The sequence below is a fragment of the Kitasatospora albolonga genome, assembly GCF_039535905.1.
Lineage (GTDB): Bacteria > Actinomycetota > Actinomycetes > Streptomycetales > Streptomycetaceae > Kitasatospora > Kitasatospora albolonga.
This window is the reverse complement of the sequence record NZ_BAAAYB010000016.1, coordinates 23393-45267: the sequence shown is the minus strand read 5'-3', so window position 1 is coordinate 45267 and position 21875 is coordinate 23393. Positions and strand designations below refer to the sequence as shown.

Here is a 21875-nt window from a genome sequence, read left to right as displayed (position 1 = left end):
TGCCAGTCGATCCGGAAACGCGCCAGGCATGGACATCAAGGACTTGGCACTGCAGACCCAACTCGCCGGGACCACCGGCAGCGCGCTGTGGCTGATCCTGGCCGGCGTGCTGATCGTCGTCGTGATCCTGCTCGCCTTCGTCTTCGGCCAGCGCCGCAAGGACCGCGAACCGCCGCCCAGCGGCATGCACCGGCGAGGAGGCCGACGCTGACCACTCCGGTGACGGCCGGGTGAAGACCGGGGCGGACAAGTTCGGGGGCGGTGAGGTGAGCGCAGATGAGCGCGAGGTTCTCCGGGTGGGAGAAGAAGCGATTGCTCGACATCGAAGCCGCCTTGCGCCAGGACCGGAAACTGGAGCGCCGACTACGGACATGGCGGGCCGGGCCGTGCTGGTCGGTCTGGTGCAGCGTCCGCGCGACCGTGGTCCTGGCCGCTGTGTTGGTCCTGGTATCGGTGGGCGCGTTCGTAGCGGCTGGTGAGGTACCTCAGGGCGGGCTCGTACTGGCCGGCGCGCTGGCGGCCGCCGGTGCGGTCTGCTCGGTACACCGGACCGCCGCGCTCCGTGGGCTGCGTCGTCACCGGCGCACCTGAGCCCGGGCGGGGCGGGCGACCGTCAGCCGGTGAGGGCGGCGCGTAGGTCGGTGAGGGTGTGGCTGAGGAGGCGGGAGACGTGCATCTGGGACAGGCCGAGGCGGCGGCCTATCTCGGCCTGGGTGAGGTCGCCGGTGAAGCGCAGGGCGAGGACGGCGCGTTCGCGTTCGGGCAGGGTGGCGATCAGCGGTTTGAGGGACTGGATGTCGTCGACGGTGACGAAGGACGGGTCCTCGTGGCCGAGGCGCCGGTCGAGAGGCCCGGGGTGCTCGTCTTCGTCGTCGCCGGGGGTGTGGGCGTCGAGTGAGCCGGCGGTGCGGGCGGTGGCGACCGCGATGCCGTCGGCTACGCCTTGTTCGGTCAGGCCGGTGTGTGCGGCGAGTTCGGTGTTGTCGGGCGGGCGGCCGAGGGTCTGCTCGAGTTCGTCGGTGGCCTGGGCGACCGCGAGCCGGGCTTCCTGGAGGCTGCGGGGGACGTGGACGGCCCAGGTGGTGTCGCGGAAGAAGCGGCGCATCTCGCCGAGGACGGTGGGCAGCGCGAAGGTGGCGAACTCGACGCCCCGGTCGGGGTCGAAGCGGTCGATGGCCTTGATCAGTCCGACCATGCCGGTCTGGACGATGTCCTCCATCGGTTCGTGGCTGCTGCGGAAGCGGCGCGCGGCGAAGCGGACCAGGGACATGTTGAGCTCGATCAGGGTGCCGCGGACGTAGGAGTACGTCTCGCTGCCCGGTTCGGCCTCGGCCAGTCGGCGGAACAGCTCCCTGGACAGCTCGCGGGCGTCACCGGTGCTGACCGTGCTCGGGTTCGCGATGATCTCGGGTGCCATCAGGTCTTCCTTCCGCAGACCCCCGTCCTTGCTCCTGCCCGGTTGGGCTGCGGGGAATCACCGCAGGCCCGATGATGTGCCCAACCGGTGGTCTCCTCCTGGGATGGGCAAGGCTCCACCGGGCAGGCGCACGCCATGGAGTGAGCGCTGAGCCGGGTGAGGTGAGAGCAGATGGCTTCGGATTCCTCAGCGTCAGTTTCGTCGCGACCAGCCGGAACGCCCTCGGCCCGCCCCATGGAGATCGACCTGACGGCGGAGCCCCATCCGGTCATCACGGCGCGCAGTACGGTGCGTGACGCCCTGACCGCCCGATCGGTGCCCGACCCGATCCGTGAGGACACCGTGCTGGTGACCTGCGAGCTGGTCGCCAACGCGGCTCTGCATGCCGGCGGGCCCGGCATGCTGCAACTGACCGTCCTGGCGGATGGCGCTCTGCGCATCGCGGTGAGCGACGCCAGCACCGAGCCGCCCCGCCGCCGCCAGGCCTCCCTCGGCCGCCCCGGCGGGCACGGCCTGCAGGTGGTCCACCTGCTCAGCCGCGACTGGGGCACCATGGCCGTGCCGGGCGGCAAGACGGTGTGGGCCGAGATCCCGGGCGACGCCCCGCAGGCGCCGGGAGGGCCGCCGAAGGAAGTTGAGGGCGGGTGAGGTTGCGGTGAAGGAGCAGCCGGGCGGCCGTGACGGCGGGCGCGCCGAGACGGCGGAGGAGCGGGCGGACCGCCCCGGTCTCCTACCACCGCGGCTGGCCGGCGAGCACGTCAAGGCCCGGATGGTCGACGCCGCCGCCCGCCTGGTCTCGCTGGGTCTGCTGCTCCTGCCGGTCACGGTGCTGCGCCGCAAGAGGCGGTGAGGCGGCCCCGGCCGGTTGTCCGGGCGGTGTTGCGATACCGAAATCCAGATACACACTTGAGGGGTGATCGAGCGATAAGAACCCCATACGAGCTGGACATCATTGGCCGGCCCTGGACCCGCCTGACCACTCTGAGGGGAGCGTGCAGCATGGACACTCCGCACATCACCCCGCACCCCGACGGTTGGATCGAGCCGGTGCAGCTGAAGATCACTACCTACGGCACGGCCGACGGCGCGGTGGTCGTGCACCTCGCCGGGGAGATCAGCCTGGACGAAGGCCCCAATCTGCAGGACACGCTCGCCCAGGCCCTCGAACCGGTGCTGAGGTGCCTGATCGTCGACATGGCCGAGGTGTTCTTCTGTGACTCGGCCGGACTCAACGCCCTGCTGAACACCCGAACCGCAACCACCACCGCCGGAGTGGACCTTGTCCTCACCGGAGTGGGTGAACGCATCACGCGGCTGTTCTGGGCGACCGGCACCGCCGAGGTGTTCACCGTCATCGCCACCGTGCAGGAGGCACTCGACCGACCAGGCGACGGCAGCACGCCGTGAACTCACGGCCCTGGCGATCAGGCGGGGCGGGTGAAGGCGTCGGCGAGGGAGTCCACGATGTCCTCGGCGCGGCCGAACCGGCCGAGTGCGGCGCGCTGCCGGTCGGCACCGGTGCCCGCGCGTAGCGTGCGCTTCAGCAGAGCGGTCACCGCGTCGAGGTCTCCGGCGGCGGTCAGCCCGGGGCGGGCGTGGTCGACCAGGCGGTCCAGCAGGTGGCGCAGGCTGGCCGGCCGGCCCGAGAGGGGGTCGAGACCCTGGCCGCTGAGGCCGGCTCGGGCCGCACAGCCGTGCGCGGCCCGCAGCAGGGCATCGGACACCACCGGGGCCTGGCGGCCCTCGCGGACATCGCGCCGCAGCCGGGCGACCAGGCCCCGCACCAGGCCGGCGAGCAGCACGGTGGTGTCCGCATCGGCGCTGACGTCGGCGATCCGTACCTCCAGGGTCGGCACGTGCTCGGAGGGGCGGGCGAACCAGTAGATCATCCGGCGGTCGAGCAGCAGCCCCGAGCTCACCAGGGCATCGGCGAGAACCTCGTAGGCCGCGGCGTCGAGGACGGGGGCAGGGCCGACGGTCGGCCACTCCGCCCAGCAGCGCGCGCGCCAGCTGGCGTGGCCGGTGTCCTTGCCCTGCCAGACCGGCGAGTTGGCGGCGAGCGCCTGCAGGGCGGGCAGCCAGGGCCGCAGATGGGCACTGAGCTGCAGCGCTTCGGCCCGATCGCGGACGCCGAGGTGGATGTGGCAGCCACAGACCGCGCCGGTTCGGCAGTCGGCCATGGCCCCGAAGTGACGGGCCATCAGCCGGTAGCGCGGCGTGTCGGTGACCGGAATCGGCATGGTGGCGGCCAGGGGCGGGCAGCCGGAGGCGACGACCTGGCAGCGGGCTCCGGCTGCGGCCCGGGCCACCTCTCGTCGCAGGTACAGCAGTTGGGTGCGCAGCGCGGGCAGGGTCCGGACCGGCTCGGTGCAGACCTCGACCTGGCAGGCGTAGAACTCGGCTTGAACCAGCCCACCCAGTCCGCGCGCCCCGGCCAGGACCTCCGGCGAGCGGGCGACCGGCGTGCGGGTGGCCGGGTCGACGAGCAGGAACTCCTCCTCCACGCCCAGTGTCGGGACGAGCGCCGCGCCGGCTCGGTGCCCGGCGGAGTCCGCGGGTGAAGTCCGGCGGTCCGCCACGGGGGCGGCGAGGAGCCGGGTGCGCGCGTGGACGGCCACGGCGGGCCTCCTCTTCGCTGTGGTGGGATGCGCGGTCCGATGACGTTCGCGCTGCCGTCCGGCACGAGCGGCCGTCCGGCGGTATCAGTCTGCGGTTGCCCCGGCAGGACGGAACCAAGCAACTGCAGGCCGGCCTTCTCCGGGCTTCGTGCCGGCCGTGAGGGCGGAGTCGCGGCCTACGCTGGAAGTCCACACCGGGTGAGTACGGTGCGCGGGCCGCTGCCAGGTCCAGGCCCGCTCGACTCATCCGGTGGTTGGTCTGGGGATTCTCGAGCTCCTCGTGGAGCGGGAGCTTGCTGGAGCCCCCCTCGGCGCGGCCACGCCGGCCTTGAATGCCGCGGCCGAAGCGGGGCAGGTTGTGACCGGACCGCTTTCCCCTCCGAGAGGGGGTCCGGCCATGTCCAAGCCGGCCAACCCCACCCGCACCCCGACCGCCGCATCGCGTTCCGCGCACCATGAGCACCGCAACCAGCACCGCCTTCCGCACCGGCGTAGCGGGCAGCTCGGTGCCGGCAAACGCTGCTGGGCGCCACCCTCGCACCACGGCACGGCCGGTGGTACCAGCCGTGGGCACCTGCCCGGTGGGTGGTGATGGCCGTGGATGCCGCGACGCGTTACGTGATCACCCTGCCGGGCCGGCCTGGCTCGCACCGTCCGCAGGAGGCGGTGGTCGTGCACGCCACCGGCGAGATGAGCGAGTGGGGCCGGCCCGTCTTCGCGGCCGGGGCCCTGCGGGTCGACATCGCGGACGGCATCGCCCACGTGCTGGCCGCCGCTACCGGGCCGAACGGCCACACCTGCCTGCCCGCCACTCCCCTGCTCTGACGGCGGACGGCACCACACAGCGGGGGAACGGACACAAGTCCTCGACCGGAGAAGGCAACCATGATCCTCCTTGGAGTGCTCCTGCTCATCATCGGATTCGTCACCGGCATCTCGATCCTGTGGACGATCGGCCTGGTGCTCGTCGTCATCGGTCTGGTGCTGTGGATCGCCGGAGCGATGGGCCACGCGGTCGGCGGCCGCAACCACTACTGGTAAGCCTCCGCACCGGTTCGCGCCTCGCCCCACACGAACCGCCCCGGTCTGCCGTCCGCGCGCACGGCTGGCGGACCGGGGCGGAGGCCGGTGTCAGGAGAGCAGCACGCGCACGGCGTCCTCGACCGGACCCTGGGTCGCGGCAGGTCCCCCGTCGGCGCCGAGGTCGGTGAGGGCCGGGGCGATGGTGACGCCTTCGTCGAAGGGAGCGCAGTACGGTGGTCAGGCCGTAGGAGCCGTTGTCCCTCGCGTAGGAGTCCGAGCCGACGCGGAACAGGCCCAGGTCCAGGAGGCGGACGGCGCATGCGAGGACACGTTCGCGGCGAGGTCCTGCTCGACGGCTGCCCGCAGCGTGGGCAGGCAGCGGGCGGCCTCTCGAACGTGATCGTGCTTGGCTTCCTCCTGCAGCGTGCGGAACTCGGGGTGGTAGAGGTACTGGTGTCGCCCGGCGGCGTCCGTGCCGACGGCCTGGAGGTGCCCGTTGGGGTAGGGGCAGATCCACACGTCGTTCCAGGCCGGTGGGACGGCGAGTGCCTTGACCCGGTCCAGCTCCTCCCCGTTCACGGGGGTGCCGTCGGGTGCGAGGTAGCGGAATCCCCGGGCGTGCCGCACGCGCTGGTATCCCGGGCGGTCGGGGTGACTGGTCCTCAGTCTCATGGCGGGTGCTCCGTTCATGACGGGCACCGGTGCGGTGGTCCGTCGCTGCGCGGCCCGGCTCGCGCGCCCCACTGCCCCTCGTAGCGGAGACACCGGACGGACGAGCTCGCGGACGAGCGGTCAACTGCCTGGCGCCACGACGGCTTCCCTGGAGGTGGCCGGGTGAGCGGTGAGGCGGTACACCGCGAAAGCGTGCCGGAGTACAGGACGGGCCACATTTCGGACCGGTACGCCGCCGGCTGTCAGGCCGTGCTCGCAGCCCAGGTGCGCGTGGCCGTGGACGGCGAGGTCGGCTCCGGCGAGGTCGATCGCTTCGGCCAGCAGGTAGCTGCCGAGGAAGGGGTGGATCTCCGGCGGCTCGCCGGCCAGGGTGTCGGCGACGGGGGAGAAGTGGGTGAGAGCCACCCGCAGGTCGTGAGTCTCGAGGGAGGTCAGCGCGTGGTGCAGACCGTCGGCCGGGCCGCGCGAGTAGCGGATGAAGGACTTCATCTCCTCCTCGCCGAACTCGGTGCCGCAGCGCCCCGGGAAGCCCCCGCCGAATCCTTTGGTACCCGCGATGCCCAGCCGCAGCGGACCGACCCGCACGGTGGTCGCGGTTCCCTCCAGCACGGTGGCGCCGCCCAGTTCGGTGAGCACCCGGGCCACCTCGGCCGGGTGGCCGGCGTGATGGTCGTGGTTGCCGAGGACCGCCACCACCGGCACCGGCAGGCCGGCCACTTCGCCCGCCACCACCTCGGCCTCCTCGACGCTGCCGTGCCGGGTCAGGTCGCCGGCCAGCAGCAGCACATCAGCCCGCTCGTCCAGCCTCTCCAAGGCCGGGCGCAGCGATCCTGCGCTCTCGGCGCCCAGGTGGATGTCCCCGACGGCGGCGATCACCACGAGCCCGCCCCGGAAATGGGCTCGCAGCCCCAGCTCGGCGGTGGCGCCGTCGGCCAGTCTTCGCTGCAGCCGGGCCACCCGGTACTCGGGCGCTTCGGCTGGGCCCACCGACGGCCCGGGCAGGTCTCGGCCGAACCGTGCGGTCCGGTCCCCGGACACGGGCACAGTCCGTAGTCCGGGTACGGGGAGGCCCTCCGATGGTGGATCGGACCGATCACCGGGTTCGTGCTCCGAAACGGTGGGCTCGGTCGGGTCAGCTCGTTCGGGAGTCATGGGTAGGCCCTCCTCGCTGGTCGCTCCGCTGCGTCTTCCCGGGCTGGGCAGGGGATAACGCCGACTGAGCGAGAGCAGAACGGGTAGACGACCGAGCCCTGGGGGAGCACTTTCGAGGAGCTTTCGATGCCCACCTCCGACCGACCCCGCCAGACCCCGCCCAGCCCCCAGCAGACCGTCCTGTCCGGTCCAGCCCCCGGACTGCCGCAGCTCGCTCCGCGCCCCCTACCGCCTCGAGCACGCCCTCGCCAACTGCTCACCGCTGGGGAGGTCCAGGAGGACGCCGAGCAGTATGCCGTGCTCGGCGAGGACTGAAGCGCAGTCCATCCGGGTTGGGAACCCGCGGGCTCCGGTCAAGCGCCCGGCACGCCCGTATCCCTGTCGGCGGAGGTCCTGGCCACTGCGGTGACCGGGGCCGTCGACGAGGAGTCAGCCCGATGATCCCCACCGATGACTCAGCGCCCCTGGCGCCGTCCGACCGGCAGCAGGGCGTACTGGAAGCGACGAAACAGGTCGCGCAACTGCTCAAGTCCGAAGGGCACCCCTTCGCGCTGGCCGGCAGTGTCGCAGCGTACGCGCACGGCGTCTCCCGGCGTTCGCCGCACGACACCGACTTCTGCGTGCTCCGCTCGGACGTCGAGGCCATCACCAAAACGCTAGGCGCAGCCGGGCTGCGGGTGTGGCAGCCTCCGGAGGACTGGCTGGTCAAGGCGGAGTACCAGGGGCATGCGATCGACCTGATCTTCGCCCTCGCCGACCGGCCGGTGGACACAGGATTGTTGGAGCGGGCCGAGGTGCGGCCGGTCTACTCGGTGTGGATGCCGGTGCTCGCTCCGACCGATCTGGTGGGCAGTCAGATGGAAGCCTTCTCCGAGCACCACTGCGACTACGGGGCCCTGCTGCCGGTCGCGCGGACCCTGAGGGAGAGGGTGGACTGGGCCTACCTGCGTCGCCGCAGCGAGGAGAGGCCGATGGCGCTCGCCTTCCTCCACCTGCTGGAACTCTTGGACGTCATCCCGGCTCACGGCCTGACACAGGATCAGGCCGGAACCGCCGACGCCCAATGAGACGGCTGTTGGTCGCCGGTCGGTGCCGATCGATCGGTGGTCAGGCGCTGTGGCCGTGGCTGTGGCCGTGGCGGTGGCTGGCCCCGGACCCGGGACGGTCGGGTTCGGTGACGGCGTGCTCGGGGCCGTCGTGGCCGGTCCTGAGCTCCTCGTGGGCGGGCGGAGGAGCACCCTCTCCGGTCATCCGGGCCTCGGGGGTCTCGGCCGGACCGCTGTGTGGGGCGCTGGTCGGGGAGGCGCCGGGCGAGCGGTGGGCCAGGTGGCCGCCGAGCGCACCGGCCAGGGCCACCACGCCGTTGCCCGCCAGGCCGAAGCCGATGCCGGCCAGGCGGTCGCCGCAGCGTCGGGCGCGCAGCGAGCGGAGCTGGAGCATGGTGGCGGCGACGGCGGAGGCGGCGTGCACCAGGCCGGTGCGGCGCTGCTTGCGGTCCAGCTCGGCCCAGTCCAGCCAGCCCGCCCACAGCGCCGGAGGCACCCCGGCCAGGCCGAGGGCGGTCAGGCGCCGCGCTGCCACCGGCGAGCTTCCGGTGAGGTCCAGCACACTGGCCGAAAGCCAGCAGCCGAGGGGGAGTTGGACCAGCGCTGGGTGGAGTGAGTGGCCGAGCCAGCTGCCGCGCAGTAGGCCACGGGCGCGGCCCAGCGACAGACCGTCCACCAGGTGCTTGATCCGATCGGCGGCCGGATCAAGCACCTGCCAACCCGCTGGGGAGTCCAGCCATCCGGGCAACGGCGAGGGGGTGGTGCTCATGGTGTTCATACCCTTGCGTCTGACCTGTCCGGCGGCCATGAAACGAGACTGGTGTGTTGTCGGCGTGGGCTACAGCCCTTTGCTCGGCCGTCTCTCGACGCGGCGCGGTTCGTCGACGGCCAGTACGCGGATGTCGTGGGCTTGATCCGCTTTGACGGACACCCCTGATCAGGGGCCTTGGGCCCCGGAGGGATGATGTCCATCATGGGGAGCATGGGGAAGAAGAAGCCGCGTCCTCGCTGCTCGGCTGAACCTCGGCTCCGGCTCCGGAGCCGGCCCTGGCGGAGGGCAGGGGTCTGGTCGTGGTGAGTTCCCGTCGAAGGCGGACGAGGGCGTCGCGGATGCGGGTCTTCGCGGTTCCCAACGGGATCCCGAGGTGCCCGGCGACCTGCGGGTAGGAGCGGTCCGTGTAGAAGGCGAGGTGGATCGCCTCGAACTGAAGGGCCGTCAGGGTGCCGAGTGCCAGCTCGACGGCTTCGTGGTCACGCTGACGCTCGTCCGGGTCCGTGTCGCTCTCCTCCTGGTACAGGCTGTACTCCTGCGCCGCCCACCGCTGCTCGCACTGCCGTTGCACGCCGAGGTGCCGGATCCGGTCGATGGCGCGGCGGCGGGCGATTATGGCCGCCCAGGGGCGCACGCCACCGAGGGCGCCACGGTAGCGGCCGGCGTGGAGCCACACCTCGGTCATCACTTCCTGGCTGACCTCCTCGGCTTGGGCCCGGTCGCGCAGCACACTGGTGACCACCGCTTCGACGAAGGGCAGGAGCTCGCCGTACAGGAGGCGGAACGCTTCCCCGTCGCCTTCCGCAGCGGCCAGCAGCCGTCGTTCGAGTGTGTTCTCCTGGGCAGGCTGGGGGTCGGCGCTTCGCGCCCGGGGAGGTCGGCGCCGTTCATCCACCAGAGCGCGGGGCTGAACGGAGCAGGCCGAGGGTGACGGTGGCCGGGGGTGGGGCGCGGTGGGCCAAGAGCTTCTACTTCCGGAGCGTGGTCGGCTACTTGACGGTCAGGGTGCCGGTCATGCCGGGGTGGATGCCGCAGATGTAGGGGTAACTGCCCGGGGTGGTGGGGGCGGTGAAGGTGGTGCTCTTGCCGCCGTCGATGCGGTCGGTGTCGAAGGCCTTGGTGGCGGCGGTGACGGTGTGCGGGGTGTTGTCCTGGTTGGTGACGGTGATCCGGGTGCCGGGGGCGACGGTGAGGTCGGCGGGGGCGAAGGCGAAGTCCTTGATGGTGATGTTCACTGCCGACGTGGGGTTGTCGGTGCCGGAGCCGGCCCCGGGCGCACCGGTGGCGGGTGCGGTGGCGGGGGCCGCGGGGCCGGTGGAGCCGGAGCAGCCGACCGCGAGCATCAGCAGGGCGGTGGCCGCCGCAGCGGTCAGGGCGCGGGAGGGGGACAAGTGCACGGGTGGCGTTCTCCTGGGTGGGGGGACGGGGGGCCGGGGCGGGGGCGCGGGATCCTCGTCCGCGTCCCCGCCCCGGGGTTGGTGTCGGGCCGTGTCAGACCGTCAGGAGGCTGGGCTTGGCGGCCTTGTCGACGGGCAGGAAGTCGTCCGGGACGGGGTACTGGCCCAGGACGTAGTTGAGGATGGCGGCGTGCATCGCCTCGACGGGGGCGATGGTGGCGGCGGTGGCGATCCCTGCCGGGCTGGTGACGTTGTAGGTCGCGAACAGGTAGGTCTGCGCGGCCTGGTCCTCCAGCTGCAGGGCCAGCTTGGCGACCGACCCGACGTCGGTGACCTTGCCGAGGGCCGCGGTGACGTCGGCCTGGTTGGACAGCGGCACGGTGGTGATGGCGGGCTTGCCCGCGCCGGTGAGCACCGCGTTCCACGCCTTGGCGTGGTCGGCGTGCTGGGCCATCGCGGTGGTCACGAAGGTGGCCACCGCCGACGGCACGGTGCCGAGCTTGCCGGCCTTGGCCGCGTCCAGCGCCGCCTGGTAGGCGCCGACCGCCTGGTTCTCCAGCGCGGTGGCCAGCGCCACCACCTTCAGGTCACCGGTGTACTGACCGGACGCGGACGCCATCGGCGAGCCGGAGCCGCTCCCGCCGGAGGCGGACGGGGACGCGGTCGAGCTCTTGGGGTCGCTGGAGCAGGCGGCCAGCACCATCGCCGCTCCCACGCCGCCCACGCCCAGCAGGAAGCGGCGGCGGCCCTGGTCCGCCAGGCCCTGATCGTGGCGGCGGGTACGGATCTCCTCGGCCAGGTCCACCGCACTCGCCCGCATCGCGGGCAGGGTGTCCTGGTGGGCCTGCTCCATGTCCCGCGTGAGGCGGGCCAGTTGGCCCTCCGTGATCGGCAGCTCCCAGCCGCCCTTGGCCTTGCCCGTCACTTGACGGCTCCTTCGCTGATCGGGGAGGCGTCCTTGGTCGGGTAGAACGCGTCCGGGAAACCGACACTGCCGGCCGCCGCGGGCAGCTTCGCCGGGTCGACGGGGATGGTGATCAGGTCGGCGGCGTTGCCCGCCAGCAGCGCCTGGACCGCAAGCAGGGTGGCCCGGTGCTGCGCCTCCACCGGCGCCACCGAGGCGAACAGCTTGCGCAGGTCCGCGTTGCTCACCTGCGCGACGTTCTTGGTGTAGGTCTGCGCCGCCACGTCCTCCAGCGTGATGGCCAGCTTCACCACGTCCGCCGGACCCTTGATGGTCGGCAGCGTCTGGTCGACCACCGCCTTGTACTTCGGGTCAGGCCCGGTCTGCGCCTTCCCGCCCGCCTGCGTGGCGGCCGAGTTGAACGCCTTGGCGTGCGCCTGGTGCTGCTCGGTGGTCTTGGCGATGAAGGCCGCCACCGTCTTGTTGCCGTCCTTGATGAACGGCAGCGTGGCGGCGGTCTGGTAGACGCTCACCGCCAGGTTCTCCAGCGACGCGGCCGTCTGCAGCGCCATGATGTCGTCGGCCGTGGCGGTGGCCGCGAAGGCCCGCGCCGAACCGAACAGCGCGGCCGCCCCGGCCACACCCGCCAGGACGCCGCCGCGCCGCCACCAGCGCCGCCCGGCGGGCTCGGTCTCCTGCCCGAAGTCGGTCAACGCGCCCCCGGGTGATCCGCAGCGCGTCGCTGTTCAGGTCCTGCGACTGCTCGGTCAGCTCTTCCAACAAACGGGTGTCGATGCGCTCTGCGGCCATCACGCCCCCATCTCCTCCGATGCCCGCACCACGCGGACACATCGCAGGCACTTCGGCGCACCACCCCGCCCGGCTTGGTGTCGGATCCCCGGAGCCCTCGAAGTTCACCCGTGCGAGCTGACGTGCGGTCAGTCCCTTGACGGCAGGCCCTGACTGCGGACAGCACCGGCGAACCGAGGTGCCGCGCCGGGTGCGCGGCCGGTCCTCGTCAGCAACCGGCCGTGGGGGCGATGGCCGGCGGCGCCACGAGGGTGCAGGCCGGCCCCGGCCGGTCGGCGACCAAGGTGATCACACCGTGGCGCGCTGACGGAGCCGTCGGTCCCGGAGTCTCGGGGCCGGTGCAGTGGGCGTGAGCCAAGTGCTCGGCCCGCAGGCGGTGGAAGGGGCTCTCCGCCGCCGGGCCCATGTAGGGCAGAAGCTCGGGAACCAGCCGGTCCGGCACGAACACCACCTTCGCGCCCGGGCGCAGGAGCACGTCCAGGTCCAGGAGCAGTTGGGCGGCGCGGCTGGGAGGGTAGCCGCTGACCAGGGCGAGGGAGAGCGCGGGCAGGCCCAGGGTCGGCAGGAGCAGCGGGTCGCCCGTGAGCCTGGTGACGTGCGGCCCGACGATGCCGCCCGGCGACCTGAGGGTGGTGAGTGCGAGGACGGGGCTGTGGCGCTCGGCCAGGGAGCGGGCCAGGTCTGCGGCCCGGGCACCGACCGTGAGGACCGGGCCCACCGCCGACCAGCCGGTCGCCTCGATGACCGCGTGGCGCAGCTGGACCGCGCATCGTTGGGGGTGGGGGCTGCCACAGGGGGCTTGTCGGGGCGTCACGTTGATGACTCCTCAAGTGAGGGTGCGCCCCGTCGTGAGTGCCGGGGAGCTTGCGGGAGTCTTCGGGGTGAGGCGTTGGTCGGCTTGGCCCGGCGGGTGGGGTTCACCCGTGGACGCGCTTCACGGCGAGCTGGGTCGGCCGTTCGGGTGATGCCACCAGTCCGGGGTACGGAGGTCTTCGAAGTGGTGGTGTGCGCGCCGTTCGTTTCAGGTGAGACGGCGGGCACGGGTGGGGCCCGGAGGAGGTGTCGGGTCCCACCACCCGGCCTCAGGAGCCGGGCGAGGTCTTCACGCACAGCCGGGCGTTCAGAGAACGATCAGGCCCAGACCCAGCAGGCCGTAGCCGTGGTGGCCGTTGCCCTGCCAGTGGCCGCTGCTCCAGTCGGTGCTGGAGTAGAAGGTCGTGCTCTCGCTGTAGTGGACGTTCCTGGTGGAGGCCTCCACCTGGTGTCCGTAGAACTGCTCCGAGCCGCGGGTGGAGGCGAAGGCGGAACCGGCGGCCGGGACGGCGACGATACCGGCGGCGAGGGCGGTGGTGGCCACGAGACGGGTCATGCGCTTGCTCACGGAGTGTCACCTCCGTTCCGGAGGCGGCGGGTTCCGCCTCCGCCACCGACGCTAGGCAGCGCCACGCCCGCCCGCCGGCTGCGCCACCTGGCTGTCGGACGGGCGGCGTTCCCCATTGGACGCTTTATCCCCCCGGGAATTGAGGATGGCATCACCGGGGATTTGGTTATACATTTGGAAGCGGCAAATCATCTGCCCTTTTCTGAGGTGACAGAAAATGACCAGGAAAATTGCTCGGTCCATTGCGTCATGCTCGCTCGCCGTGACGGCGGTGGCCGTCCCGATCGCTGCGGCCTCCACCGCCGGCGCGGCTCAGGCCCGTTCGGTCAGCGTCTCCAGTAGTTCCTCGGCCTCGTTCTCCACCAGGCACTACAACCAGTCGTTCACGGCCCACACCAGCCACATCAGCGTCAACGTGACCACCCACGGGCACTGGGGCTGCTACCCCGGCTGGGGCTGGTACTACGGTGGCCTGTGGTACGGCGTGGGAGGAATCGTCTTCCTCCTCTGAACGGCCGTATTTCCGCGACTGAGGGTGACCCTTTTCAGGGTCACCCTCAGTCGCGGAAAGGAATCTTCCAAATGTGACCAATCCGTACCGTCTCCGGCTTGAATGGCCTTTTCGAATTCACTTCGGTGGATTCTTCCGAAACGGTACGGGCGGACTCAGTGGGCGCGTTGGAGATCGCGGAGCCACATTCCCGTTGCGGCGAAGGCCGCGACCGCGAGGGTGACGGTCGCGGTGGCGGTGCCCTGGCCGGTCAGGTACCAGGCGGCCGGAGCGGTGACGGCTCCCGCCGCGGTCCCGGTCAGGGCGCAGCGGAGCTGCCACCCTTGCTCCGGAGGTGGCGGGGAGCCGGTACGGCAGCGGGGGTTCGGGGCGGTCGTCCCAGCCGGTCGGTTCGCGGGAGTTCAGGTGGTCGGAGGGGACGAGCGAGCTGCCGTCGGGGAGCACGAGGACCACGCGGCCGCCGGCCGTCCGTTGGTGGACCGTCACCGCGGTCGCGTCGGCCGCGTCGCTGCCGCGCAGGGCGGCTTCGCCCCGGCCCGGCATGACCGGTTGCCAGCCCTCGTGCACGGCGCCGGACGGGCCGTGCCACCGTACGTGGACCACCGGGCGGGAGGCGTTGCGGCCGTGGGAAGCCCGGCCGGCCCGGGCGGTGCCGGGCACGGACGGGCTCCGGAGGACCAGCAGGTACCGGGCTGCCCGACCCGTCCAGAACACCGCCACCGCGGCGCCGGCCGCTGCCGACAGCAGGAGCGGGACGAGCTGCAGGTCCCGCAGGGCGGAGACGTCCTCGGCCTCGGCGGGCACGGCCCGGGGATCGGTGCCGTCGGGGTCGTAGCGCAGCGGGTAGGCGTCGCCCGGGTGGTAGCGGTCGGGGTCGGTGAGGGCGAACCGCCCGCTGTGCCGGGCACCGTGTGCGTCGGTCCACGTCACCACGGCGGACGAGCCCCTGCCGCGGTCGACGCGTTCGACCCGGCCGACGGCGGTCGCGGTGGCCCGTTCGACCTCGGCGTTCGTGCGGGCCAACGCCAGCCAGAAGGCGACGGGAACGGCGGCGCACAGCGCCAGGACGAGGGCCAACTTGCCCAGTACGGCCATCAGTTCCGAGCGCAGCACGATCGCTTCCTTCTCTGGTGTCGCATCCTGAGGGTCTCCGCAGCCGCCCGTCCGATGGCGGGGACCGGGGCGGGCCGGGCGGGGGGAGGGGCGGACCGAACGTCGGTCGTGCCCTCCGCCGGGGCGAGGGGAGCGCGGGTCGTCAGGCGGTGACCTCGATGGTGGTGCTCACCGGCTGGCCGGCCGGGGACGGCGCCGGGCCCGGGGCGGTGCGTCCGAGGATGCCGCTCAGCAGCGCGGCCAGGTCGACGCCGGTGGTGGAGTTGAGCAGTTCGAGACCCTGGGTGACGTTGTCGGCGACCGTCCTGGTGAGCTGGCTCGCGCCGTCTGTGGAGATCACCGTGAGCTTGTCGATCGCACTCAGCGGCTCGGAAGCCTTGCCGACGACCTGGGGCAGGGCCTCGACCAGCATCTGTATCACCGCCGCGTCGCCGTACTGGGCGAGCGCCTCGGCCTTCTTGCGCATCGCCTCGGCCTCGGCGAGTCCCCGGGCCGCGATGGCGGAGGCGCCCGCTTCGCCCTCGATCCGCACCGCCTCCGCGAGCGCGGCGCGGTGCGCCTGCTCGCCCAGACCGGTGAGGCGGGCGCGCTCGGCCTCCGCCTCGGCCTCCTTGACCAGAGCGACCTTGCGGGCCTCGGCCTGCTGCTCGGCCTGGTAGCGGGCCGCGTCGGCGGGCTTGCGGACCTGGGTGTCGAGCTGACGGTCGGTCAGGGCGGCCTGCCGCTCGGCGACCTTCTCCTGCTCGGTGAGCACCTCCTGCTGGCGGGCCGCTTCGGCGAGCGGGCCGGCGGCGTTCGCCTTGGCGGTCGCGGCCTCGGTCTCCACCCGGATCTCGGCCTGCTTCAGGTAGAAGGTGCGCTCGGCGACCGCGACCTCCTCGGCGGCCTTCAGCCGTGCCTGCTCCGAGGCCCGCCGGGCGTTCGACTCGGCGATGTCGGCCTCCTGCTTGGCCCGGGCCGCCTCGGGCCGGCCGAGGTCCTCGAGGTAGGTGCCCTCGGTGGTGATGTCCTGGATCTGGAAGGCGTCCAGGACCAGGCCCTGGCCGGAGAGGCTGGCCTCCGCCTCCTCGGCGACCTGGCCGGCGAAGGCCGCGCGGTCGCGGATGACGTCCTCCACCGACATCCGCCCCACGATCGCGCGCAGGGCGCCCGAGAGGACCTCCTGGGTGAAGCGGACGATGCCGTCCTGCTGCTTGAGGAAGCGCTGGGCGGCGGCGCGGATGGCGTCCTCGTTGCCGCCGACCTTCACGATCGCCACCCCGTCGAGGTTGGCCTTCACGCCGCGCAGGGTGACGGCGCCGCGCACCGCGATCGGGATGTGCCGGCTGGAGAGGTCGAGGGTGAACTTCTGCTGCACGAACGGCACGACGAAGACCCCGCCGCCGACGACGACCTTCTGGCCGCTGTTGTCCGTGCTGACGCGGCCCGTCTCGGGGTTGGTCGAGGTCTTGCCGCGGCGGCCGGTGATGATGAAGGCCTCGCTCGGCCCCGCGACCTTGTAGCGGGTGACGACGACGAGGACGAGCAGCAGCAGGAGGACGAACACTCCGGCGACGGCGGTGACTATTACTGGACTCATGAGGTGTCCCCCTTCGCCCCGTGGAGGGCGGCTGATGGTTCGCTCCGGGTGCTCCGGAGTTGTGCGCGGGTGGGCCGGGTCGGTCAGGGCCGGGTGGGGCGGACCGTGACGGCGGTGGGCGACAGCACGCCGTCGACCCACACCTGCTTGCCGCGCTCGATCGCGGCGGTGCTGCGCGCAGAGACCTTCACGGGCTGCCCGCCGGAGCGCAGCAGGACCTCGCCGAAGCCGTCCGGCCGGATCTCGGTGACGACGGTGCCCGTCGTTCCGACGAGGCCCTCGGCGGTGGGCGTGGCGACGGTGCGATCCCGCCTCAGTGCCCGGTTGAACGCCCAGGTCAGCCCGCCTGTCGCGGTTCCCGCCAGGAGGCCGGCCACGACTGCCGCGGTCGTTCCCAGCGAGGTGACGCCGTGGACGAGAGCGCCGACGAAGCCGAACATCGCGACGAACCCGGCGGCGACCGGCAGCGACAGCAGCCCGTCGAGCGCACCGGCTGACGCACCGTCGAAGAGGCCGTCGAGCAGCCCGTCCAGCACCAAGGAGAGGGCGAGGACGGCGATGCCCGCGAGGCCCAGCCCCAGGAACAACGCCATGCCCCGCCCCCTCCTCGTGGTGCTCCCCCGTCGGGCTGAATCGTTGCAGGAGAGGGCCGTGGAGTTCATTGCCGTGTCCCGGCAGTCTTTACGTGCTCTTAATGCCGTCCCACGGCAGCTTCCGACCCGGACGGGTTGGGGGCGATGACCAGCATGGTCTCGGCGAGCCCCGAAAACCTCGGCGAGTGGTGCCGGCGGCGGGCGATCACCGATACTTCCGGGAAGCGGAAGACAGGAGCACGGCGTGACCCAGGCGGTACCGGACAGCCATCTGGCGGCGTACGCGCGCGTCCTGGAGCAGGTCGCCGACACCGGCCGCAGGCTGAGCCGGGACGAACTCGAGGCCTGCCGCCTGGCGGGCGAGCAGGCGGCCGAAACGGGGCAGAGCCTGCGCGCCGCCGTCCGCGCCCACCTGGCCGCCACCCGGACCGCGTGGCCCGCCGCAGGATCGGAGCGCACCACCACGGTGCTGGCCGCCGTGGAGCAGGCGGTGGACGCCTTCGCGGAGGGCCACGAGCGCGCCCAGCGCCTGGCGGTGCGTCAGGAGGAGACCGCCCGGCGCGAGTTCATCGACGACCTGCTCTACGGGCGCAGCGACCTGGGCCGGCTGGCGGAGCGGGCCAAGCACTTCGGGCTGCTGCTCTCGCACGCGCACGCGGTCGCCGTCGCCCAGGGGCCGGACGCCTACTCCGACGGCGATCCGGTCACCCGGCAGGTGGACAGCGCGCTGATCCACCGCTTCGGCAACCGCCGGATCCTTCTCACCACCAAGGAGGGCCGCCTGGTGTGCGTCGCACCGGGCGACGAGGACGACGTGCTCGACTACTTCGCCCAGCAGACGAGCGCTGCCACAGGCCGTGCCCTGGTGGCGATCGGCCGTCCGCACCCGGGCGCCGGCGGTATCGTCCACTCCTACGAGGAGGCCCTCGGCGCACTGGACCTCGCCGGGAAGATGGACCTGCCAGGACCCGTCCTGCGCGCCTCCGACCTGTTGGTCTTCCCGGTCCTGAGCCGGGACCGGCAGGCACTGGCCGACCTGGTGACCGGTGTGCTGGACCCGCTCCGCAAGGCCCGCGGCGGGCCGGCCACGCTGCTGGAGACACTGTCGGTGTACTTCGACTCCGGTTGCGTCTCGGCCGAGGCGGCGCGCCGGCTGCGCCTGAGCGTGCGGGCCCTGACCTACCGACTCGAGCGGGTGCAACGGCTGACCGGCTCCGACCCGACGGACCCGGTGCACCGCTACACCCTGCAGACCGCCGTCATCGGTGCCCGGCTGTTGGACTGGCCTGCGACCGACCCCTCGGGTTGAGTGTCACGGCTGCCTGGAACGATGCGTGGAGATCGGCGCCGCCATCGGGTTCCGATCGCCACGATCCGGGGAGCGCGGGCGTGCTGACCCTTCGTCAGGCCGTCTGTGTGATCGTCCACGACACGAGTGCCGGGCTGATCGCCGCCGTGCACTACGCGAACGACAGCTGGGCGAAGGAGCCGACGTGGACCGTCCCCGGGGGCAAGGTCGAGGAGGGCGAACGCATCGACCTGGCCGCCGTCCGGGAGCTGCGGGAGGAGACCGGGCTGGTCGTCGAGCCCGCCGACCTGCGGCTGGTGCACACGATCCAGGTGCGGGAGGGCTGGGACGGGAAGGGCGGTTTCCTGCTCCACGCCTTCGCCACCACCCGCTTCGACGGAGAGCTCACCAACACCGAGCCGGACAAGCACCTGGCCGTGACCTGGGTCCCCGCCGACCCCGACCGGTTGCCGATGCCGATGTTCGTGACCTCCCACGCGAGCCTGCTCGCCCACCTCACCGGTTCCACCGGCTTCTCCACCCACGGCTGGGAGCACGACGCCGACCCCCGCGCCGTCGTCCGCGCACGGCCGCCGCGGTCGTGACGCCTGATTTTGGGCGCCTCCCTGACAAGTCGTGGCCGGGACCTCTGAATTGGGCAGTGGGATTCGTTCTTCTGAGGTTAGGTTCGTCGGATGACCGATGAACCCCTCAAGCGTCTGGCCAGGGCCGAAGACGACGGCATCTGGGACCGTTTCTATGACAAGTTCGACTTCCGCCCCAGCATCCATGCCTTCCCCGGAATCACCGAGACTTCGCCGTCGATCACATGGAGCCTCGACGCGCTGAGCGACGACCCTGGCGACCGAAAGCTCGACCGTCTGGTCGATGTGGTGCAGGAAGGACTCGCTGGTTGCAGCGCCCCGGGGGAGTCGTTGTGGATCTTGGACTGGCAGCACACGTGCTATCGGCTCCGTCCGGATCTGCCGGCGACCGACATGTTCCTGCCCCGAGTTCTTGAAGGGCGCTCGCGTGAGGGCTGGCCACTCAGCCCGTATCCGGATGGGGATTACCACATCTTCCTGGCAGAGGACCTGCGTTTCGGCACCTTCGGCCACCCCTGGGAACACTCCCTCTGCGTATTCGGTGGCGAACTGCTCGAAGCGATCCAGGACGACCTGCAGCAGTTGCTGCAGGTCGTCCTTCGCCGGGACGGGAAGGCTGCCAGCTGAGGCTCACGCCGCTCGCTCCCACGCAGAGAGCCGTCCAACAGTGCGTCAGCTTGTTCTTTAACCTTTCCGATCTTGGTGTTCGGCCATGGTGAGGTCGCGTTTGACGGTTTTGCCCACGTCGTAGCGGGGTGCGGGCCGACGGTTCTTCGATCCTGGTGGTCGTCCGGGGCCGGGCTTGCCAGGTTTCGGGGCCCTGGCCGGGCAGAGCATGGTGGCGCGGAGGTTCCTGAACCCGCGCCGGACCCTGGCGGGGGTCAGTCGGCCCGGGGCGGCGGGCTTCTCCCAGGGCCGACGTAGGTCCTCGGCGAGTGGGCGGGCAAGGCGGAGTTGGGTGTGCGCGGCGATGACGGTCCAGGTCCAGCGGTCGGCGGCCTCGGGGGTGCGGATCTTCGGTCGGGTCCAGCCGAGGGTCTGCTTGAACAGCCGGAAGGTGTGCTCAAGGTCGAATCTGCGGAGGTAGGAGCGCCACCAGCGGTCGACGTCGGTAGCGGTGGCGCCGGTGGCCGAGGACCACAGCCACACCGGGTCGGGTGCGCGGTCGCCGGGCAGGTAGTCGACCTCCAGGCGGACCAATGTGCCTTCGATGACGGGCAGTTCGCCGTCGTGGTCGAGCCAGCAGGTGCGGTGTGTGAGCCGGGGGTGGAGCCGGTCCCAGCTCTGGGCGGTGGCGGTGCCGTAGCGGGTGGTCTCGGTCGTGGTGGTGTGCGCTGGTTCGGGCCAGGTGGCGGGCTTGGCCAGGGCGAACTCGGGTCCGTGCTTGGGCGGGCGGCCGTTGGTACCCGGCGCGCGGGGCGGCTTCGGCAGTCGAAGTACCCGGTCCGAGCGGATCCGGCCGAGTACTTCGACGGGCAGGTCCGCCAGCACGTAGGCGAGCCGGGTCACGTCGTAGCCGGCGTCCATCACGACCAGGATGTCCGGATCGCCGTCGGCCCAGTGCCCTGCCGCGACCAATCGCCTGACCACGGAACGCAGTTGATCGGCGGTCACCGCGGTGGCATCGTCAGCGGGCCCCAGCCGGAGTGCGTCCAGCACCCCGGTCCAGGACGTGCGCCCGGATTCCAGCGCGACGACGAAGGAGTAGGGCCAGCCCGGGATGAACTGCGAGACGCTCTTCGCTCGTCCGTGCACGTGGCAGAACAGTCTGTCCGCGCTGGTCGGCGCGTCGGACCGCAGCCAGGGGCTGACGTCCACCGCCAGCACGATCCGGCCGTCGTCCGTCCTCGGCAGCGGCAGGCCGGCCAGCTCGGCGCGCAGCCGGTCCACCTCGATCCGGCCGCAGTTCAGCGCGTCGTACAGTGCGCCGTGGCCGCGCCGGTGCTCAGCGGTCAGCGTCAGGTCGACCAGCGACCTCACCGGCCCGTCGGCGCACAGCAGCGCGTCGGTGAGCTCGAACAGCGCGTCCGCCCGGGCGGTCAGGCAGCCGTAGAAGTCAGCCCTGAACCCGGACAACACGGCCAGCGACTCAACGTGGGCAGCGTCGTCCAGCAGACTCACCATCACGGCCTTGGGTTCGATCATCAGCGTCTCGACAGCGCACATGATCACCCCAAGGCCGATCCGGTGTCCGGAGAACGTCAGAACCCATGGTCAGTCACGGGTCAACGGGCTGAGGTTTCGTCAGGCTTCTGCGGATGCTCTGCCTCCGCCTTGACGCCAGCGGCACATAGCCGATGGACGAGAAGAGTCATCTCGGGCATCGTGCCTGCGAACGTGCCGGCCCGGATCTGTTGGAGTGTCCCCTTTGCCTGTGCCAGATCTCCGCCGAGTTCGGCGCGAAGAACCTTCATCACGAGGACCGGGCTGGCGAGAGGGTCACTGAGTATGAGCCGCGCCTCGCCGTGTTCGGCCAGAAGACGCCGGCGCAGGTCGTCCGGTATGCAGCTTCCTCCCGGCCCGCACTCGTACAACGCGTCGCCGCAGACGGAGCAGTGGTAGCCGATGTCCCATTCAAGCCTCTGCCCAACCAACGCCTGAACGCCGACGCACTCCATCTCGGAGCCGCAGCCCGAGCACTGCGACGGGTACCTGACGGACTCGATCACCGCGACTTGTCCCATCCACTGGCACAACCATGACGACGCCAGCATCCAGGGCCCTGAGGTTAAAGAACAAGGTCAGTTCCTGCTCACGAAGAGGGATTCCTGCGTGGCTTGGTAGCGGTAGGACTCGGTGCCGGTCTGGATCAGGGTGCAGCGGAAGGCGATCCGGTCGGCGATGGCCGGGCAGAGGCGGGCGTCGCCGAAGGTCTTGTCCCACCCGGTGAAGGGCGAGTTCGTGGCGACGGAAGCGGCCGCCCTCGTGCTCCACTCTGGCTCCCGAACTCACCGAAGAACCGCCGGCTCCCCAACAGGCCGAATCCGTGGCTCC

Annotated in this window: 28 protein-coding genes and 2 pseudogenes; 13 read left to right on the top strand and 17 right to left on the bottom strand. The window is 71.6% G+C overall.

Annotated elements, in window-relative coordinates; genetic code table 11:
* Nucleotides 1-28 precede the first annotated feature (28 nt).
* Nucleotides 29-211 carry a DUF6479 family protein gene (locus ABD946_RS05010; RefSeq protein WP_345280463.1) on the top strand — a complete coding sequence of 61 codons (183 nt, stop codon included), beginning with the start codon at nucleotides 29-31 and terminating at the stop codon, nucleotides 209-211.
* A gap of 65 nt (nucleotides 212-276) precedes the next feature.
* Nucleotides 277-591, top strand: a complete 315-nt coding sequence (locus ABD946_RS05005; RefSeq protein ID WP_345280461.1) for a DUF3040 domain-containing protein — start codon at nucleotides 277-279, stop codon at nucleotides 589-591.
* Between the two features lie 22 nt (nucleotides 592-613).
* Here ABD946_RS05005 and ABD946_RS05000 read toward each other — a convergent pair whose 3' ends face one another.
* Nucleotides 614-1417: a SigB/SigF/SigG family RNA polymerase sigma factor gene (locus ABD946_RS05000; protein ID WP_345280459.1), complete on the bottom strand. Its 804-nt coding sequence runs from the start codon at nucleotides 1415-1417 to the stop codon at nucleotides 614-616.
* Between the two features lie 234 nt (nucleotides 1418-1651).
* On the opposite strand from ABD946_RS05000, the gene ABD946_RS04995 reads away from it, so the two are divergent.
* The 3 genes from ABD946_RS04995 to ABD946_RS04985 all read left to right on the top strand — a co-directional run bounded on the left by ABD946_RS04995 (nucleotide 1652) and on the right by ABD946_RS04985 (nucleotide 2824).
* Nucleotides 1652-2065, top strand: coding sequence for an ATP-binding protein (locus ABD946_RS04995; RefSeq protein WP_345280457.1), 414 nt, complete (start codon nucleotides 1652-1654; stop codon nucleotides 2063-2065).
* A gap of 7 nt (nucleotides 2066-2072) precedes the next feature.
* Nucleotides 2073-2267: a hypothetical protein gene (locus ABD946_RS04990; protein WP_345280455.1), complete on the top strand. Its 195-nt coding sequence runs from the start codon at nucleotides 2073-2075 to the stop codon at nucleotides 2265-2267.
* A 149-nt stretch (nucleotides 2268-2416) separates the two neighbouring features.
* Nucleotides 2417-2824 carry an STAS domain-containing protein gene (locus ABD946_RS04985; protein ID WP_345280454.1) on the top strand — a complete coding sequence of 136 codons (408 nt, stop codon included), beginning with the start codon at nucleotides 2417-2419 and terminating at the stop codon, nucleotides 2822-2824.
* 17 nt (nucleotides 2825-2841) lie between these two features.
* Here ABD946_RS04985 and ABD946_RS04980 read toward each other — a convergent pair whose 3' ends face one another.
* The gene (locus ABD946_RS04980) at nucleotides 2842-4035 is read right to left on the bottom strand and encodes a carboxylate-amine ligase (RefSeq protein ID WP_345280452.1); all 1194 of its coding nucleotides are present in this window, start codon (nucleotides 4033-4035) and stop codon (nucleotides 2842-2844) included.
* A 597-nt stretch (nucleotides 4036-4632) separates the two neighbouring features.
* On the opposite strand from ABD946_RS04980, the gene ABD946_RS04975 reads away from it, so the two are divergent.
* Nucleotides 4633-4860, top strand: coding sequence for a DUF6296 family protein (locus ABD946_RS04975; RefSeq protein ID WP_345280450.1), 228 nt, complete (start codon nucleotides 4633-4635; stop codon nucleotides 4858-4860).
* Between the two features lie 60 nt (nucleotides 4861-4920).
* Nucleotides 4921-5076: a DUF6131 family protein gene (locus ABD946_RS04970; protein WP_345280448.1), complete on the top strand. Its 156-nt coding sequence runs from the start codon at nucleotides 4921-4923 to the stop codon at nucleotides 5074-5076.
* A 205-nt stretch (nucleotides 5077-5281) separates the two neighbouring features.
* On the opposite strand, the pseudogene ABD946_RS04965 reads toward ABD946_RS04970, so the two are convergent.
* Both ABD946_RS04965 and ABD946_RS04960 read right to left on the bottom strand, forming a co-directional pair.
* Nucleotides 5282-5730, bottom strand: a pseudogene (locus tag ABD946_RS04965) (DNA topoisomerase IB); the annotation flags it as partial.
* 120 nt (nucleotides 5731-5850) lie between these two features.
* On the bottom strand, nucleotides 5851-6603 hold the full coding sequence (locus ABD946_RS04960; protein ID WP_345280482.1) for a metallophosphoesterase family protein: 753 nt from the start codon (nucleotides 6601-6603) through the stop codon (nucleotides 5851-5853).
* Between the two features lie 405 nt (nucleotides 6604-7008).
* Here ABD946_RS04960 and ABD946_RS04955 point away from each other — a divergent pair, with 405 nt between their 5' ends.
* Together ABD946_RS04955 and ABD946_RS04950 are read left to right on the top strand one after the other, a co-directional pair.
* Entirely contained in the window at nucleotides 7009-7197 is a 189-nt protein-coding gene (locus ABD946_RS04955) for a hypothetical protein (RefSeq protein ID WP_345280446.1), read from the top strand.
* Between the two features lie 122 nt (nucleotides 7198-7319).
* On the top strand, nucleotides 7320-7949 hold the full coding sequence (locus ABD946_RS04950; protein WP_345280444.1) for a nucleotidyltransferase family protein: 630 nt from the start codon (nucleotides 7320-7322) through the stop codon (nucleotides 7947-7949).
* A 40-nt stretch (nucleotides 7950-7989) separates the two neighbouring features.
* Here the strand turns inward: ABD946_RS04950 and ABD946_RS04945 are convergent, their stop codons facing one another.
* From ABD946_RS04945 to ABD946_RS04915, 7 genes are all read right to left on the bottom strand, one after another.
* Entirely contained in the window at nucleotides 7990-8697 is a 708-nt protein-coding gene (locus ABD946_RS04945; protein WP_345280442.1) for a hypothetical protein, read from the bottom strand.
* Nucleotides 8698-8899: 202 nt separating this feature from the next.
* Nucleotides 8900-9595: a sigma-70 family RNA polymerase sigma factor gene (locus tag ABD946_RS04940; RefSeq protein WP_345280440.1), complete on the bottom strand. Its 696-nt coding sequence runs from the start codon at nucleotides 9593-9595 to the stop codon at nucleotides 8900-8902.
* A gap of 94 nt (nucleotides 9596-9689) precedes the next feature.
* On the bottom strand, nucleotides 9690-10097 hold the full coding sequence (locus ABD946_RS04935) for a cupredoxin domain-containing protein (protein WP_345280438.1): 408 nt from the start codon (nucleotides 10095-10097) through the stop codon (nucleotides 9690-9692).
* 94 nt (nucleotides 10098-10191) lie between these two features.
* Nucleotides 10192-11022, bottom strand: coding sequence for a ferritin-like domain-containing protein (locus ABD946_RS04930; RefSeq protein WP_345280436.1), 831 nt, complete (start codon nucleotides 11020-11022; stop codon nucleotides 10192-10194).
* Entirely contained in the window at nucleotides 11019-11714 is a 696-nt protein-coding gene (locus ABD946_RS04925) for a ferritin-like domain-containing protein (RefSeq protein ID WP_345280434.1), read from the bottom strand. Before ABD946_RS04925 ends, ABD946_RS04930 begins: the two co-directional genes overlap by 4 nt.
* A gap of 305 nt (nucleotides 11715-12019) precedes the next feature.
* The gene (locus ABD946_RS04920; RefSeq protein WP_345280432.1) at nucleotides 12020-12625 is read right to left on the bottom strand and encodes a hypothetical protein; all 606 of its coding nucleotides are present in this window, start codon (nucleotides 12623-12625) and stop codon (nucleotides 12020-12022) included.
* 306 nt (nucleotides 12626-12931) lie between these two features.
* Nucleotides 12932-13192 (bottom strand): hypothetical protein, encoded by a 261-nt coding sequence (locus ABD946_RS04915; RefSeq protein ID WP_345280430.1) that lies wholly within the window; start codon nucleotides 13190-13192, stop codon nucleotides 12932-12934.
* A 262-nt stretch (nucleotides 13193-13454) separates the two neighbouring features.
* On the opposite strand from ABD946_RS04915, the gene ABD946_RS04910 reads away from it, so the two are divergent.
* Entirely contained in the window at nucleotides 13455-13703 is a 249-nt protein-coding gene (locus tag ABD946_RS04910; protein WP_345280428.1) for a hypothetical protein, read from the top strand.
* Nucleotides 13704-13820: 117 nt separating this feature from the next.
* Here the strand turns inward: ABD946_RS04910 and ABD946_RS04905 are convergent, their stop codons facing one another.
* From ABD946_RS04905 to ABD946_RS04895, 3 genes are all read right to left on the bottom strand, one after another.
* A complete protein-coding gene (locus ABD946_RS04905; protein WP_345280426.1) occupies nucleotides 13821-14816 on the bottom strand; it encodes a hypothetical protein in 996 nt (331 codons plus the stop codon).
* A 142-nt stretch (nucleotides 14817-14958) separates the two neighbouring features.
* A complete protein-coding gene (locus ABD946_RS04900; protein ID WP_345280424.1) occupies nucleotides 14959-16395 on the bottom strand; it encodes a flotillin family protein in 1437 nt (478 codons plus the stop codon).
* Nucleotides 16396-16478: 83 nt separating this feature from the next.
* A complete protein-coding gene (locus tag ABD946_RS04895; RefSeq protein WP_345280422.1) occupies nucleotides 16479-16988 on the bottom strand; it encodes an NfeD family protein in 510 nt (169 codons plus the stop codon).
* A 244-nt stretch (nucleotides 16989-17232) separates the two neighbouring features.
* Between ABD946_RS04895 and ABD946_RS04890 the strand changes: the two genes are divergently transcribed.
* The 3 genes from ABD946_RS04890 (at nucleotide 17233) to ABD946_RS04880 (ending at nucleotide 19508) form a co-directional block, all read left to right on the top strand.
* Nucleotides 17233-18297 carry a PucR family transcriptional regulator gene (locus ABD946_RS04890; protein WP_345280420.1) on the top strand — a complete coding sequence of 355 codons (1065 nt, stop codon included), beginning with the start codon at nucleotides 17233-17235 and terminating at the stop codon, nucleotides 18295-18297.
* A gap of 80 nt (nucleotides 18298-18377) precedes the next feature.
* Nucleotides 18378-18881, top strand: a complete 504-nt coding sequence (locus ABD946_RS04885; protein WP_345280418.1) for an NUDIX domain-containing protein — start codon at nucleotides 18378-18380, stop codon at nucleotides 18879-18881.
* Nucleotides 18882-18971: 90 nt separating this feature from the next.
* Nucleotides 18972-19508, top strand: coding sequence for a DUF2716 domain-containing protein (locus tag ABD946_RS04880; RefSeq protein ID WP_345280417.1), 537 nt, complete (start codon nucleotides 18972-18974; stop codon nucleotides 19506-19508).
* 57 nt (nucleotides 19509-19565) lie between these two features.
* On the opposite strand, the gene ABD946_RS04875 is transcribed toward ABD946_RS04880, so the two are convergent.
* From ABD946_RS04875 to ABD946_RS42430, 3 genes and pseudogenes are all read right to left on the bottom strand, one after another.
* Nucleotides 19566-21005 carry an NF041680 family putative transposase gene (locus tag ABD946_RS04875; protein WP_345280480.1) on the bottom strand — a complete coding sequence of 480 codons (1440 nt, stop codon included), beginning with the start codon at nucleotides 21003-21005 and terminating at the stop codon, nucleotides 19566-19568.
* 101 nt (nucleotides 21006-21106) lie between these two features.
* Entirely contained in the window at nucleotides 21107-21550 is a 444-nt protein-coding gene (locus tag ABD946_RS04870; RefSeq protein ID WP_345280416.1) for a hypothetical protein, read from the bottom strand.
* A gap of 72 nt (nucleotides 21551-21622) precedes the next feature.
* Nucleotides 21623-21784: pseudogene (locus ABD946_RS42430) on the bottom strand (ATP-binding protein); the annotation flags it as partial.
* Nucleotides 21785-21875 lie beyond the last annotated feature (91 nt).

Excerpts from the sequence above, each read along its gene's own strand:
- ABD946_RS05010 (WP_345280463.1), top strand. The coding sequence starts at position 29 with ATGGACATCAAGGACTTGGCACTGCAGACCCAACTCGCCGGGACCACC.
- ABD946_RS04950 (WP_345280444.1), top strand. The coding sequence starts at position 7,320 with ATGATCCCCACCGATGACTCAGCGCCCCTGGCGCCGTCCGACCGGCAG.
- ABD946_RS04880 (WP_345280417.1), top strand. The coding sequence starts at position 18,972 with ATGACCGATGAACCCCTCAAGCGTCTGGCCAGGGCCGAAGACGACGGC.
- ABD946_RS05005 (WP_345280461.1), top strand. The coding sequence starts at position 277 with ATGAGCGCGAGGTTCTCCGGGTGGGAGAAGAAGCGATTGCTCGACATC.
- ABD946_RS04945 (WP_345280442.1), bottom strand. The coding sequence starts at position 8,697 with ATGAGCACCACCCCCTCGCCGTTGCCCGGATGGCTGGACTCCCCAGCG.
- ABD946_RS04995 (WP_345280457.1), top strand. The coding sequence starts at position 1,652 with ATGGAGATCGACCTGACGGCGGAGCCCCATCCGGTCATCACGGCGCGC.
- ABD946_RS04955 (WP_345280446.1), top strand. The coding sequence starts at position 7,009 with ATGCCCACCTCCGACCGACCCCGCCAGACCCCGCCCAGCCCCCAGCAG.
- ABD946_RS04985 (WP_345280454.1), top strand. The coding sequence starts at position 2,417 with ATGGACACTCCGCACATCACCCCGCACCCCGACGGTTGGATCGAGCCG.
- ABD946_RS04900 (WP_345280424.1), bottom strand. The coding sequence starts at position 16,395 with ATGAGTCCAGTAATAGTCACCGCCGTCGCCGGAGTGTTCGTCCTCCTG.
- ABD946_RS04875 (WP_345280480.1), bottom strand. The coding sequence starts at position 21,005 with ATGGTGAGTCTGCTGGACGACGCTGCCCACGTTGAGTCGCTGGCCGTG.
- ABD946_RS04970 (WP_345280448.1), top strand. The coding sequence starts at position 4,921 with ATGATCCTCCTTGGAGTGCTCCTGCTCATCATCGGATTCGTCACCGGC.
- ABD946_RS05000 (WP_345280459.1), bottom strand. The coding sequence starts at position 1,417 with ATGGCACCCGAGATCATCGCGAACCCGAGCACGGTCAGCACCGGTGAC.
- ABD946_RS04895 (WP_345280422.1), bottom strand. The coding sequence starts at position 16,988 with ATGGCGTTGTTCCTGGGGCTGGGCCTCGCGGGCATCGCCGTCCTCGCC.